Origin of the sequence: Candidatus Oscillochloris fontis (genome assembly GCF_004138135.1) — a bacterium.
Classification (GTDB): Bacteria; Chloroflexota; Chloroflexia; order Chloroflexales; family Chloroflexaceae; genus Oscillochloris; species Oscillochloris fontis.
In genome coordinates, this window is the sequence record NZ_RYFD01000072.1 from 1 (window position 1) to 13,588 (window position 13,588).

The 13,588-nt window shown below is 59.9% G+C and carries 12 protein-coding genes; 5 read left to right on the forward strand and 7 right to left on the reverse strand.

Annotation, left to right across the window (positions count from 1 at the left end; genetic code table 11):
- Window positions 1-62: 62 nt before the first annotated feature.
- Both EKD03_RS17125 and EKD03_RS17130 read right to left on the reverse strand, forming a co-directional pair.
- Entirely contained in the window at window positions 63-1,121 is a 1,059-nt protein-coding gene (locus EKD03_RS17125) for a GHMP family kinase ATP-binding protein (protein WP_129633512.1), read from the reverse strand.
- A 59-nt stretch (window positions 1,122-1,180) separates the two neighbouring features.
- The gene (locus tag EKD03_RS17130; protein WP_129633514.1) at window positions 1,181-1,759 is read right to left on the reverse strand and encodes a hypothetical protein; all 579 of its coding nucleotides are present in this window, start codon (window positions 1,757-1,759) and stop codon (window positions 1,181-1,183) included.
- A 256-nt stretch (window positions 1,760-2,015) separates the two neighbouring features.
- On the opposite strand from EKD03_RS17130, the gene EKD03_RS17135 reads away from it, so the two are divergent.
- The 3 genes from EKD03_RS17135 to EKD03_RS18685 all read left to right on the forward strand — a co-directional run bounded on the left by EKD03_RS17135 (window position 2,016) and on the right by EKD03_RS18685 (window position 6,368).
- Window positions 2,016-3,167, forward strand: coding sequence for a pyridoxal phosphate-dependent aminotransferase (locus EKD03_RS17135; protein ID WP_129633516.1), 1,152 nt, complete (start codon window positions 2,016-2,018; stop codon window positions 3,165-3,167).
- Window positions 3,168-3,348: 181 nt separating this feature from the next.
- Window positions 3,349-4,218 (forward strand): sortase, encoded by an 870-nt coding sequence (locus EKD03_RS17140; protein ID WP_129633518.1) that lies wholly within the window; start codon window positions 3,349-3,351, stop codon window positions 4,216-4,218.
- 14 nt (window positions 4,219-4,232) lie between these two features.
- Complete coding sequence (locus EKD03_RS18685; protein WP_194085937.1) at window positions 4,233-6,368, forward strand: hypothetical protein; 2,136 nt, start codon at window positions 4,233-4,235, stop codon at window positions 6,366-6,368.
- 130 nt (window positions 6,369-6,498) lie between these two features.
- Here EKD03_RS18685 and EKD03_RS17150 read toward each other — a convergent pair whose 3' ends face one another.
- The 5 genes from EKD03_RS17150 to EKD03_RS17170 form a co-directional block, all read right to left on the reverse strand.
- Window positions 6,499-6,957, reverse strand: a complete 459-nt coding sequence (locus tag EKD03_RS17150; protein ID WP_129633520.1) for an anti-sigma factor — start codon at window positions 6,955-6,957, stop codon at window positions 6,499-6,501.
- Window positions 6,958-6,961: 4 nt separating this feature from the next.
- Entirely contained in the window at window positions 6,962-7,639 is a 678-nt protein-coding gene (locus EKD03_RS17155) for an RNA polymerase sigma factor (protein ID WP_129633522.1), read from the reverse strand.
- A gap of 105 nt (window positions 7,640-7,744) precedes the next feature.
- Window positions 7,745-7,954, reverse strand: a complete 210-nt coding sequence (gene yidD, locus EKD03_RS17160; protein WP_129633524.1) for a membrane protein insertion efficiency factor YidD — start codon at window positions 7,952-7,954, stop codon at window positions 7,745-7,747.
- A gap of 62 nt (window positions 7,955-8,016) precedes the next feature.
- Entirely contained in the window at window positions 8,017-8,652 is a 636-nt protein-coding gene (locus EKD03_RS17165; RefSeq protein ID WP_006561118.1) for a hypothetical protein, read from the reverse strand.
- Between the two features lie 90 nt (window positions 8,653-8,742).
- Window positions 8,743-9,258 carry a MogA/MoaB family molybdenum cofactor biosynthesis protein gene (locus EKD03_RS17170; protein ID WP_129633526.1) on the reverse strand — a complete coding sequence of 172 codons (516 nt, stop codon included), beginning with the start codon at window positions 9,256-9,258 and terminating at the stop codon, window positions 8,743-8,745.
- A gap of 200 nt (window positions 9,259-9,458) precedes the next feature.
- Between EKD03_RS17170 and EKD03_RS17175 the strand changes: the two genes are divergently transcribed.
- Both EKD03_RS17175 and EKD03_RS17180 read left to right on the forward strand, forming a co-directional pair.
- Complete coding sequence (locus EKD03_RS17175) at window positions 9,459-12,893, forward strand: protein kinase domain-containing protein (protein ID WP_161569299.1); 3,435 nt, start codon at window positions 9,459-9,461, stop codon at window positions 12,891-12,893.
- A 32-nt stretch (window positions 12,894-12,925) separates the two neighbouring features.
- Window positions 12,926-13,495, forward strand: a complete 570-nt coding sequence (locus EKD03_RS17180; protein WP_129633530.1) for a hypothetical protein — start codon at window positions 12,926-12,928, stop codon at window positions 13,493-13,495.
- The last annotated feature ends 93 nt before the right edge of the window (window positions 13,496-13,588 follow it).

Here is a 13,588-nt window from a genome sequence, read left to right on the forward strand (position 1 = left end):
ACGGTTGGCTCCTTCGTGCTCAGGGTGCGCAGGTGTGTCCAGCTTTGGGTATTTGGTGAAGGCTATGGCAAAACTCCCGCTTCAACCGGATCAGGCTCCTCGACCGTCCACGACTGAACACCGTGGGTGACAAACGAGAAGGGCCGCACCACCACCCCAGCCTCGATGAGCGCCCGTTCCAGATCGAGACGCCGGTCGAAGGGGCAGGCGAAGACCATAAAGCCACCGCCACCCGCGCCGGTAATCTTGCCGCCCCACGCGCCATGGCGGCGCGCCAGCGCATAGACCTCGTCAACAATCGGTGGGGCAATGTAGGGCGAGAAGGCTTTCTTCACCTCCCAAGCATCATGCAGCAGCCGCCCGAAGTCGGCGATACGCAGCCCGCGCAAGAGCCGGGTGGCCTCATCCACAAACGCCTTGGTCTCATCGTGGTAGCGCAGCGTATCGCCCTTGACCAGCCGCTGTACTTGGTCATCCATGAGGTGGCGGGTGAGTAGTTGGCGATCCCCGATATAGCCGATGATCAGGCAGCTCTCCAACTCCATTAGCGCGGTGGGTTCGGTGATCACCGGCTCGACAATCACGCGATCCTTGCCGAAGTGGTAGAGGCACATGCCCCCAAAGACCGCCGCATACTGATCCTGGCGCCCCCCAGGGATTCCCATATCCACGCGCTCAATCCGATAGGCCAGTTCGGCCAGTTGGTGCGGATCGTAGCTCTGGCCAGCAATGGCATAGAGCACCTTGAGCATACTCACCACCAGCGCCGACGATGAACCCAAACCACTCCCCGGCGGCGCATCGCTAAACATGGTCAGCTTGAAGCCCGGTTTCTGCTCCGAGCGCACCGACTGAAGGAGCGGCATCGCATCAAGCACCGCCTGCGGCAAGCCCAAGCGCCCGTCCCAATCGCGCTCATTCACCAAACGGCTCACCTCTTGCAGATCGAGCGAACGAATGGTGATACCGGGTTGCCGACTAGGGGTGAGCATACAGCGCACGAAGAGGTTAATCGTGCAATTGAGTACCTTGCCCCCATGCTCCTCGGCATAGGGACTAACATCAGTACCACCACCAAAGAAGCCGATCCGCATCGGCGCACGCGCCTTATATATCCGCATTGAGTTGCCTCACTTTAGATCGAGTTCAAAGCGAGGCTAGTATAGCATACGCGCTTGGCTCAGTCCGGCAGAATGAGCTTCGGCGCATTCGGCTCATACCGCAGATGGGGGCCATCGCCCTCGCGCAGCCGCCAAGTACCGGGGGCACGCTGGAGGCAGATCACCCGCAGGTTGCCTATCGTTGCGATGCGCTGCGCCTCGTTCGTGTCCGGCATCCAGACACTCCCCACCGACGTGCGCCGTGGCCCTATCGGGATCACACAATCCAAGTAAGCTCCCGACAGTTCACCACTCGCATCGCGCCCAAAACGCATGCCCATCACATGCGCTTGGGTCACAACCCCAAATCGCATGAGCAGGTAGTCCTCGCGCACCCCACGATAGATCACCCAACCAATCGCAATAAAGCGCAGCAATAGGATCAGCCCCAGAGTCCACCAGAAGATCGCGGCGGGTTCGAGGAAGAGGAAGACGACGACCAGCAACAGCCCCCCGATCATGATCGGATCGAGGTAGAAACGTAGCGGACGCTCCAATAGATACTCGCCCAACAGGTTGGGGAGGAAAAAGAAGGGCAAGCGTCGTGGTGGCCGTTGATCGAGCAGTTTGTGTTCGACGAGGGCGAGCACGTCTGGCACAGGGGAGCCTCCATAGGCGAAGCATCGCGTGCGGATTATTGTGTTGTACCTAGGCGCATTGGGGCGGCGATGCTTCGCCCCTACTACCCATTGTAGGATCTTTTAGAACCAGATTCAAGTAGTATAATCGGGGTAGCTATTCACATTGGAGGTAAACGAAGCTACTTATTGACGCCAAGGCGCAAAGGTTTTGATGGAGGCATCTATTGGAGGCTTTGCGCCTTGGCGTCTTTGCGTCAAAACGAGGAAGCACGCCATGCCCGGTTGCTACACCGATCTCGATCTCAGCCCCAACCCACTCGAACGAGCCCGCCACATCCGTGCGATGGGTGCAGGCTATCTCGATCTGACCAGTAGCAACCCGACACAGCAGGGGTTACTCTTCCCCGCCGACATCCTCCAGCAGGCGGCGGCGCGCTACTGGACGACCCGGCGCTACCAACCCGATCCACATGGCAATCCACAGGCACGAGCGGCAATTGTGGACTACTATGCGACCCGCACGCCCGCGTTACTGCTCGATCCCGACGCGATCTTTATTACCGCGAGTACCAGCGAAGCCTATGGGCTACTCTTTGCCCTCCTGACCGATCCGGGCGATAACTTGCTCGCTCCGTCCGTCACCTACCCACTCTTCGAGTATCTCGCGGCAATACACAACATCGAACTGCGCCCCTATGATCTGATCGAAGCAGAAGGTTGGCGCATGGATGGCCGCTCGCTCCGCGCCGCCGCCGACGAGCGCACCCGTGGGGTGCTGATCATCTCGCCCCACAACCCCACCGGCGCGATCATTACAGCGGCCCTGCCCGTGCTCAGCCACTTGGGCCTGCCCATCATCTGCGACGAGGTCTTTGCGCCCTTCCACTATGCCGCGCCACCTGCGCCGCCCTTGGCCACACTACATTCCGATCTGCCCGTCTTTACCCTCAATGGGATCTCCAAGCTCTTCGCGCTGCCCGATCTCAAGCTGGGCTGGATCGCACTCAACCCGGCAGCCAGCCACTATGCGCCGCGCATCGAACTACTCAACGATACCTTCTTGGGGGCCAATAGCCTGACCCAGACGATGCTCCCGCACCTCTTCAGCCAAGGCATGCCCTTTGTGCAGCACATGGTCGCACGGGTACACCGCAATATGGACATGGCGTGCAGCCTCCTGCATGCCCACCCACGCCTCCACCTCCGCCCGCCTGCGGGTGGCTACTACCTCTTTCCTACTGTGGAAGGTTGGGACGATGAAGAAGCGCTGGCGTTGCACCTGATCAACCAAGGCGTCCTGGTACACCCCGGTTTCTACTATGGTGATGTACCGGGCTGCCACCTGCTCATCTCAGCCCTGACTGATCCACCGGTCTTTGATGCGGGAATCGCGTTGGTTGCTAAGTTGCTTCGCGATGGGGTGTAGGGGCAACAGGGCATGTGCAAAGTTCTTGGGGCGGCGAAGCCGCCCCCGCACCCCCACCGGAGGTGTTTGCACATGCCCTAGTGTCCTATTGCACGCGGGTAACGCCTCGTGTATACTGAGCCTGATCGACGCGATGCGCAGCCGATCCGTTTGCCTTTCCCCACGATCCCAAGGAGTCGCAGTGGTTGATCGCCCGACAATCTCGCCAGAGAGTAGCGATCAGGCGTTGCTCGATACACTCCTTACTGGGGCGGTACCGAGCCGCCGGGATCAGCTTGGGCCAGCGCGGTTACTATCAACCTCCGAGCAGCAACGGATTGCGCTTCGTCCCTTCCTATTTCGTACATGGCTCGATCATGTCCTCCACCTCGCCGAACGTAGCTTGGTCATCACGGCAATCGTCGTCTTTGGGTATTGGTTTGTGGATGGCTATGGGCGCGATTGGCTCTATATGCTCCAGAACGCCTCGGTCGCGGAATCGGCCCCCGCTCCGACACCCGTCTTGCGCCTGCCCGATACCGTACCACCCGCAGTCGCCGCCGAACTGCCCGCGTTGCCCTTCACCACGCCCGATATGGCCAATCCACCCAGCGCCGACTTCATGGCCCCTCAGCCCGTGCTGGCCCTCCCGGCAGCGGCTGATCCGCGCCCGCAGCGCATGATTATGGCCTCAATCGGTGTTGATACCCCGATCAAAGAGGTATTTATCGTTGATGGAGCATGGCAAGTTGCGGATTATGCCGCTGGTTACCATCACGGCAGCGCTCTGCCCGGTCATACCGGCAATACCGTTCTCTCCGGCCACGCCGGTCTGCGTGGTGGAGTCTTTCGTGATTTGGGCCTCCTCCGCCCCGGCGATGATGTGCAGATCGAGACGGGTGGGTGGAGCTACACCTACCGTGTTCGTACTCAACGCGCCGTCTGGCCGACCCAGGTTGAAGTGATGAGTCCGACCCCGAATCCTGTGTTAACGCTGATCACCTGTACGAATTGGGATACCCAGCGCCTGATCGTGGTGGCGGATTTGATCAGCGCCCGACCGCGCAGTTGAAGCGAGGAGATGCTATGCAGCCACCCGCCAAAGGCCCATCCTCTACCCGTACTGGCCGTGGACGTACCCCGGCTCGCTGGACGGGTTGGGAGATCGCGCTGATCATCCTCAGTGTATTGATGATCGCTTTCCCACTCTATGCCGAGACGACGCGCTGGATCTTGCCGCCGCTTGCGCCTGCCCAGGAGATCACGCCTTCTGGCGACCAGGGGCCGGATCAGAGCGGGCGCACGAGTACGCCCGTTCCGGCAACTTCGACACCGGGGCCGAGTCCCACACCAACGAATACTGGCTTGCCGACGAATACGCCGACTAATACACCCACGGCAACTGAGATTGGTGCGCCGACCAATACGCCTACGAGTACGCCTACGGCAACCGAGATTGGTGCGCCAACCAACACGGCAACCAGCACGGCCACGACTGGGGTTGGGACGCCGACCAACACGGCAACCAGCACGGCCACGACTGGGGTTGGGACGCCGACCAATACGGCAACCAGCACGGCCACGACTGGGGTTGGGACGCCGACCAATACGGCAACCAGCACGGCAACAACCGTGGTGGCACCAACCAATACGGGCACCTCAACGACTGGAACCCAGGTCTATATGGTGGCCTCGGCCTCTGAAGTAGCTCCTGGCCAGCAGTTTAGTTACACGATCTCGATTGTCACTTCAGGTACCCGTACTGTCCCCCTCAGCTTCAGTGATATCTTCAATAGTAATCTTGAGGTTCTGAGTGTGAGTGTGAATACGGGTACATGTACGACCGCCCAAACGGTGACTTGCTCGCTTGATGTGAGCCAGGTGAATACCGCTTCGGTGACGGTGCAGGTACGTCCGCGCACCACCACACCATCAGAGACGATCATTCCCAACTTCGCGACGGCTGATGGGGTTACGTCACGAACGGTGAGTGTACGGATAACCGGCTCAGCTCTGCCTACGAGTGTTGTCACCCCAGTCACTCCGCTGCCGACAACCATCCCGACGGCTATTCCTACGGCGGTGGTACCCACAGCAGTGGTACCTACGAGTAGTGGTGGCGGCGGTGGTGGCGGCGGTGGTGGTGGCGGCGGCGGTGGTGGCGGCGGCGGTGGTGGCGGTAATCCATCTGAGGCAACGGTGACCCCACCGCCACCGCCGCCACCACCTACTCCAGATCCAAACCCGGTTCCACCGGCAATACCGACTGAGCCACCACTGCCGCCACCGCCGCCAACGGCACGTCCGGCACAGCCAGTCATACGCCCCCCGGCTACCCAGCGTACTAATACCCCGGCGGCGGGAGTTGAGGTTGCTCCCAGTGTGACGACAGTGCCTGTGGCAACTGCAACCCCCCTGCCCGCAGAAGGGGTCTTCTTCCGACTGAGTAGTGATTGGGGCAGTGCCTATCCTGGCCAACAGATCAGCTTTACCCTTGTGGTGCGCAATACACGCATTGCTGCAACTGATGGGAGCAACAACCTCAATCCTGTTGCCCTGCACAGCGTAACCCATGGTGATGTTCAGGCAAAAATGATGTTTGCGGAGGGTAGCAACCTTAAAAACGTTGCCCTACGCATCATGATGCCCAGCAACCTCGAAGTTCTGGGAGCCAACGTAGATCGCGGCCCTGACCCATCCGTGGCCGGGAATGAGGTGCGTTATAGCATTGACCAACTCGCCCCTGGTGAAGGGGTCGAACTGACCATCACTACCCGTATCAAGCCTGATGTCAGTTCGGGAACCCTGCTGGTCGCCCAGGGCCAATTGGAGTATGACGGGCTGACCACGCCGGTCTTCTCCAACATCGCCAGCCTGATTGTGGTCGGTACGAACCCGATTCAGGCCACAAGCACGGCAAACCCAACCCGCACACCAACGGCGGCGGCAGCGGTAAGCCCAACTATCATTGCACCCACCGAGACGAGCACCTCGTCGGGGGGCTTACTCGGTGGCGCACCTGATGACCCGCCGACGGTGACTCCGACCACCGCGACGACCGCCGGGCCTGCCGGTGGTGGTGCTACGGCCACGCCAACCGCCACCGAAACCGCGCCGTTGCCAGAGACAAGTAGTGGTGTGCCGTTGAGTGGGGTATTGCTACTCGGCACAACGCTCTTCCTGCGCACATGGCGCTTACACCGCGCCCGCGAACGGATCTAGAATATGGAAGGGGGTGTTGGCGGCGTAGCCGCCAACACTCCCTTCCATAAGAGTTTGGGGCGGCGCAGATGCCCCGAAGATCTTTTTTGGGGTTGTTTGGCGGCGCAGCCGCCAAACAACCCCAATGTTTTTATGTCCGTTGCGTAGCGCGACGTGGCTGCCAACCATCGAGCGCCAGCCAGAGCACCACTGCCAGCAACAGCCAGTGCAACTGATCGCGCACCGAGGCCAGCACCGAAATGAACTGGCGCGAGGCAGGCAGCGCATCATACAGGCGTTGCAGGCCAATGGCTGGGGCGGCTTGGAGTTGTGCCAAGACGGCACTCAGGCCCAGATCCATCCCGATCATGCGGTAGAACTCCCAGGCAATTGCCAGTGACAGGCCAAGAATGATCGCGGTGAGCACGAACACCAGCATGCTGTACCAGGATTTGGGGCGTACTGGCTCAATCACCAGGGGCGCACCGGGCACCAGAGCGAGGAGTTGGGCACTCAGATGCGCGGGAACCTCCCAACGTAGCTCTTGGCGCAAGATTTGATCCAAGGCATCATCTGGCCCACGGGGTGGGAGTTGCGGAGTTGGCGTCATGATGTCACCTCCCAGCCAAGCGCCACATCAGGCTGAGTGGCGCGATACGGGATGAACCGCCCGTTTGGGGGCGGACATGCGGATCAGCCACCGCGCGAGCGGTTGGAGGCTGCTCCTGGGTCTCAAGAATGGCGGCTAAGCGATCTTTGCCACGCCGAATATGGCTCTTGATTGTATTGAGCGGAAGATCAAGGATCACCGCAATATCGGTATACTTCAGATCTTCAAAATAGTAGAGCGTGAGTACCAGCCGATAGTGTTCTTCAAGCTGATCCAATGCCCGCCGCACCTGATCGCGCAGTTCGTGTGAATCGAGCGCCTGGGCCGGGTCACTCCAGCGGTCATCATCGGCAATCCCGCCGATCTGATCTTGCTCGTCATCTTCGGTCATCGGTGGCGTGATTGGCACCTGACGCCCCCGGCGACGCAGTTCATCGCGGCAGAGATTGACGACCAAGCGGTAGAGCCAGGTGGTAAAGCGGCTCTCGCCGTTATACTGCGGTAGTGCGCGGAAGAGCCGAATAAACGCCTCTTGAGTCAGATCAGCGGCATCTTCGGGATTCTTCAGTACGCTCATGGCGATACTATAGACATATTGTTGCTGGCTGATCACCAGTTGGGTGAGCGCCGCAGAGTCACCCTGTTGGGCGAAGGTGATCAACTGGCGGGATGGTTCGGCCACCGTTCACATTCTCCTGGCGCCAACTGCGCCGTTTCAGATGGACAGCACGCGGGATCTGCCATCGCTTGGAGGTAGGACGCTGGTGTGGCGCAGAAGGTTGCAGGGTTAGGGGACGGGATCGTGGCCGCCGTTGGCCCAGGGATGGCAACGCAGGATGCGTTTGATAGTCAGCCAACCACCTTTGAAGAACCCATACCGACTAATCGCCTCAAAGCCATACTGGGAGCATGTGGGCGTATAGATACAGCTTGGGGGGATCCAAGGAGAGATTGCAACTTGGTAGAAGCGGATGAGTTTGAGGGCGATCCAGCGCATGGGTGCCACAGCATGCAAAAGTCACAATGCACACCCGTGCATTGTGACTTTTGCCGTGAATCCTACTCCAGGGGCTCTTTTCCGATATTGAAACTACATGAGGGAGCGCCCTGGGCCATACAACTGCACTGTTCGACGGCGAAACGCCGCCCACCGGAGACCCAGGCGGTGGCTTCTTCGATGATACCGCGAGCGATATAGAAGACCGGACCTGGCTCGGGCCGACTGATGCAGTTCGAACATTTGGTGATGTGGTAGACAAACTGCCCGCGTTCCTCTTCCACATGGCTGGCCTGGTCGCTGAAGCGATCAAAGGTTTGCGCCGTGGCATTCAGCGCAATTTTGAGCTTCATGGTGATCGGCATCAGCTTGAGGGCGAGGTCGGCCATACCAAGCAGTGGGCCGAATTCCTTCAGGCCCAAGGAGAAGGCGACTCGACCGGCGCGCAACTCGAGCCCACGTGCACCACGCGGGCCGTACATCGTCCCCAGTGCTACCGAATACGCCGCGATGGCCTCAAACGGGAACTCCCGCTTCAGATCATTTGGCGGATACGCATCGAGATACTGGTGGAGATCTGCCAGGCGGAGCAGCGCCTTCACACCGTTTTGCCCCATCACCTCTTCGAGCGACAGGAAGCAGAGGCGTCCGATCTTATTGGGGTAGTGCAGGCCACGGAATGCTTCTACGCTCGTCATGGGCTCTCTGGCTCCTTACACAGCTACGAGGAGAATGGCAGTGTAGAGGCTGCGACGCTCACACTATACCAGAAAACTGTAACCATCGCATCACTGACGTACAGTCTCCCATACCAGGTGGGACAGCTCGGGCATGATCAATTGTTCCAGGGCGAGACGGACAGCGTCGGTGGATCCGGGTAGACAGAAGATCAAGGTACCCTGGTAGGTGCCTGCACATGCCCGTGAGAGCATCGCACCTGAACCGATCTCGGCATAGGAGAGCATACGAAAGAGTTCGCCGAACCCTGGGAGACGTTTTTCCAGTAGGCTCTCGATTGCTTCGATGGTACTATCACGCCGGGTAATGCCGGTGCCACCGTTGGTAATGATCAACTTGCAACCTGTGGATGCAAGGCTTCGCACAAGCGCAACGATCTCGGTCGGCTCATCACGAACTACCTCATATCTTACCACATCATGGCCGGATTGTGTGAGCGCAGCACAGATCGCCATACCGCTTGCATCATCGGCTGGCGTGCGCGTATCACTGACGGTTAGCACCGCACAGAGTAGTGCCTCGTTGCGCTCATTACGGGCCCGCTGTTGGTGTTCCTGGTATCCCATGCGGGTTCATTCGGCCACTGGGCGAGAATATGCCTAAAGTGCCCCTATCCTACCACTACTAGGTTCTGGTGTCCACTAGGAGTTGTAGAAGTTTTCGTTTTGTGCTCAAATTGGTGGCGCAGCCGCTAATGTCACCACAAAACGCCATGCTATACTACTCGCTACCACCTGCGCATATACATCGTAGAGAGGCACATCGGATGTTGCCAACATGTGGGGCGTGTGGGCACCACAACCGTAACAATGCTCGCTATTGTGGGCGTTGTGGGGTGTTGCTGCTGCGTGAACGCACCACTCCACCTCTTGGCCATGTGCATGTGCCGATGTTGCGGAGTGGCGATCTCCTCGCGCATGGCCGCTATCGGATTGACCGCGCCTTGGGCGGCGGTGGCTTTAGTCAGGTCTTTTTGGCCGAGGATACCCACCTCAATCGCCTCTGTGCGATGAAGCAACTTCGCCTGAACCCCGCGTGGCCCCCTGAGCAGATTGCTGATCTGCTGGCCGCCTTTCCTGCCGAGGCGCTCCTGCTCGCCAATCTGAGTACGCCCGGTCATCGCCACTTGCCCGATGTCTATGATCACCTGGATTCCCACCTCTGTCTGGTGATGAAGTATGTCGCCGGGGAGAGTCTGGCCACGATGATGGCGCGCCGCGAAGATCCGTTGCCCGAACGCGAGGCGTTGGGCTATGTGCGTGATGCATGTTCCGCTTTGGTCTATCTGCATGCGCGCAAACCAGCAGTACTGCACCGCGATATTAAGCCCGCTAATCTGATCCGCGATGTGAGTGGCCGGGTGGTGCTGATTGATTTTGGCCTCGCGGGGGTACTGCGGCATGATACGGATGCACCGCTCGCGACGGCTGGGACGCCGGCCTATATGCCGCCCGAACAGTTGCGTGGCCTGCCCGAACCTCGTTCGGATGTCTATGCGCTGGGGGCCACGCTCTACTACTTGCTGACGCGCCAGATCCCGCCGCGCCTCGCGAGTGCGCCGATCCCGCCGCTGCACACCTCTAACCCGCATGTGCGCCCGGAGGTTGAAGCCCTCGTGCGGCGCACGTTGGCGCGTGCGCCGGTTGAACGCCCTAGCGCGGCTCAGTTGCTGGCTGAACTCGATGAGTTGCTTGAACAGCGCAACCTCCCGCCGCCCGAACCCGAACATCCGCCTACCCCGCCGCGTTTGGTCGGGCGCACCGCAGATCTGTGCCGCCTCCAAGATGCACTCGCACAGAACGGCGCGGTGGCGCTGGTGGGTATGCCGGGTGCAGGTAAGACCGCCCTGGCCGCAACCTTTGCCCAGCAGGTGCCCGCCACAACCCACTGTTTCTGGCATAGTTTCCGCAACGCTGAAGGCCCCGATGTCTTGATCTGGCGGCTGGCGGGCTGGTTGGCCCACCTTGGGCAGCCCGATACATGGCAACGTCTCCAAGGAGCGCGTCAGTCGGGCGGGCCGCCGCTCTCGCCCGAACTGCTGGCGAGTTACCTCGTGCAGCAGATGCGGGGTTGGAATGGGCTGATCTGCCTCGACGATCTCCATCTGGCTGAGGATGCCGCGCTCTTGCGGGTGATTGGGGTGCTGATTGATGCTGCCCACGCTGCTGGTTTGCGGCTGTTGGCCACGGCGCGCACGATCCCCACTGCGCTGCGTGGGCTGGTGAGTCTGAGTTTAGCCGGGCTTGCCGAGGAGGCTGCGTGCGAGTTGGTGGTGCAGAAGGTGGCCGGTATTGACCACCAACAAGCCCAGGTGATTGCGCAGGCCACCGAGGGCAATGCACAATTCCTGACCCTGGCGATTGCGGCGCTGAAGCGCGGGGTGCGGCCAGCCCAACTGGTGCAACAGTTGATGGCCAGCGACGATCTGGGCGAGTACCTGCTGCGCGAGGTGGATGCCGGGTTGAGTAGTGCCGAGCGTAAGCTGATGGAGGCGCTGGCGCTGCTGCAAGGTTATGGGGGCGACCAGGATGTGTTGAGTGTCTTGACCGGGGGGCGTTCGGTGTTGCGCACGCTGGCTGGGTTGCTCAAGCGGCATCTGTTGAGTGTGGAACAGCGGGCGAGTGGCTCACTCTACCGTCAGCACGCGATAGTGCAGGGCTTCTACTACCGTAGCCTACCCGTCCGGCGGCGTAAGACGCTCCACGCACGGGCGGCGGACTACTATGCGGATGAGGTGGGTGATTATCTGGCTGCGGGGCGTCATTTTGCCCATGCCGATCTGCCAGTACGGGTAGCGGCGGTGCTGAGTCGGAATGTGTGGAGCCTGATCAATGCCGGGCATGGGCGGGAGGTGCGCACATTGTTGAGCGGCTTGCCGTTTGCCCAGCTTGAGCCGGAGTTGCGGGCGGCGGCGCGCAGTGCTTTAGGGGAATTATGCGCAATAGAGGGTGAATATGCTGAAGCCCAGGCATTGATCGAGTCGGCTATCGCTGACAGCCCGGCTCAGGATGTGCGCCAGGCGCGCCGCCAGCGCCTGTTGGCCCAGATTGCGATTCGGACGGGTGAATATGCCCAGGCCGAATCGCATTGTCGGCAGGGGCTAGAACTGGCCGCCACCAACGGGCCGATCCGCAGCGAGACGGCGCGCATCTACAGCCAGTTGGCCGAGGCACTCATGCGCCAGAGCAGCTTCGATGCGGCAGAAGCGGCGTGTGCGGCGGGATTAGCCGCACTCCCGCCCGCCCCGGCCAACCCCGGCGAGCGTGCGGCACTCCTGATGCGTCAGGCCACCCTGATCGGGCGGCGCGGCGCGTATGCAGCGGCGATCACACGCTTGGAGGAGAGTCTGGAGTTGGTGCAACATGCCGATGATACCATCTTGAGTGTTGCCATTCTGCATAACCTAGGCCGCTACCACCAAGTCAGTGGTCAGATTGATGATGCCCTAGTCTACTTCAATCGCAGTCTGCGTCTGGTTGAACAGATTGGCGATCTGGCGCGCCGACTGATCACGATCAATAGTCTGGGCGCTATCTTCCACGAATCGGGGGATCACGAATCAGCCGCTCGGTACTACCATGAGTGCCGGGTTATGAGCGAACAGTTTGGTATCCCTGCACACCACGCCTTCGCACTCTTGAACCTGGGAATGATCGCATACGAGCAGAGCGAACTTGACTCTGCCACCCAGCATCTTCAGCAGGCCCGCACGATCTTTGGGCAACTCGGCGTGCGCGACGAAGAATCGCACTGCCTGTATGTACTTGGTGACATTGCCCTGCGGCAGTCCGATCCGCAGCGAGCGCAGCAATATGCGCAACAGGCGCTCGATCTGGCCACGCAGATTGGGAGCCAGGTCTTCATCTCGTGTGCGCTGCGGGTGCGCGGTGAGGCGCAGATCGCCCTCGGTGATCTAGGGGCAGCAGAGCAGGATCTTGGGGCGGCCCAGCAATTGCAAGACGAGATCGGTGACCCCTACGACGCCACGCTCATCCAGGCCGCGCTGGCCCATCTGGCTGCTGCGCAGGGCGAATGCAGCCGCGCACGCAGCACGGCGGAGATGGTGATCGCCTTTGCGCATGAGCGCGGGATGGCGTACCTCGTCAATGAGATGCAGACACTTGTGGCCAATCTTGAAAAACGCTCAGGTAGTGGTGAGCTACCACCACTAGTGGTATTACAACGCAAGGAGTATGCTTAGGCTACAACTATCGCCCCTGCAAGGAGGCTGTTATGCGTTACCACCCGATATTGCGCATGCTCGTAGCCCTTGGGATACTCCTCACTTCTGCACTCCTGCCCCCCCACCCCAGCTATGCCCAAACCGGCCCCGGCCCCATCTGTGGAGCCAGCATTCAGTTCGTGAGTGGCGCTATCAGCACGAATACGACTTGGTCATCAGTGTTTATCTACATCCTACAGGGCGATGTGACGATCAATACGGGGGTAACGCTCACTATACAGCCCGGTACGGTGATTAAAGCCGGTTTGAACGAGTCGATCTTTGTTCATGGTACGTTCAATGCGAATGGAACGCTCCAAAATCCGATCTACTTTACATCTGAAAACGATGATACCATCTGCGGTGACACCAATGGTGATGGAACAACAACCATACCAGCCGCAAATGATTGGGGTGTTATTGAATTTGAGGATGGAAGTAACAATACGAGTAGCCTGACGCGGGCAGTGTTGCGCTATGGGGGATATGGAAATCCCTATGGGAATGGGGCAATCTTTAACTCACCTTACGCACCCAGAAAATCAGGGATATGCTACAATCTGAACTATGAAAAACGATGAACTGTTCGACCTCTATAGTGATTATCTCATTAGCTCCTTCGGTCAAACGACGGCAACCGGGTTGTCCGCATTGATGGAAGGGGAAATCAGTCA

What these genes read in the sequence shown, in the direction of transcription:
- EKD03_RS17150 (WP_129633520.1), bottom strand. Translation starts at nt 6,957, where the DNA reads ATGACGCCAACTCCGCAACTCCCACCCCGTGGGCCAGATGATGCCTTG.
- EKD03_RS18685 (WP_194085937.1), top strand. Translation starts at nt 4,233, where the DNA reads ATGCAGCCACCCGCCAAAGGCCCATCCTCTACCCGTACTGGCCGTGGA.
- EKD03_RS17170 (WP_129633526.1), bottom strand. Translation starts at nt 9,258, where the DNA reads ATGGGATACCAGGAACACCAACAGCGGGCCCGTAATGAGCGCAACGAG.
- yidD (WP_129633524.1), bottom strand. Translation starts at nt 7,954, where the DNA reads ATGCGCTGGATCGCCCTCAAACTCATCCGCTTCTACCAAGTTGCAATC.
- EKD03_RS17180 (WP_129633530.1), top strand. Translation starts at nt 12,926, where the DNA reads ATGCGTTACCACCCGATATTGCGCATGCTCGTAGCCCTTGGGATACTC.
- EKD03_RS17165 (WP_006561118.1), bottom strand. Translation starts at nt 8,652, where the DNA reads ATGACGAGCGTAGAAGCATTCCGTGGCCTGCACTACCCCAATAAGATC.
- EKD03_RS17135 (WP_129633516.1), top strand. Translation starts at nt 2,016, where the DNA reads ATGCCCGGTTGCTACACCGATCTCGATCTCAGCCCCAACCCACTCGAA.
- EKD03_RS17125 (WP_129633512.1), bottom strand. Translation starts at nt 1,121, where the DNA reads ATGCGGATATATAAGGCGCGTGCGCCGATGCGGATCGGCTTCTTTGGT.
- EKD03_RS17175 (WP_161569299.1), top strand. Translation starts at nt 9,459, where the DNA reads ATGTTGCCAACATGTGGGGCGTGTGGGCACCACAACCGTAACAATGCT.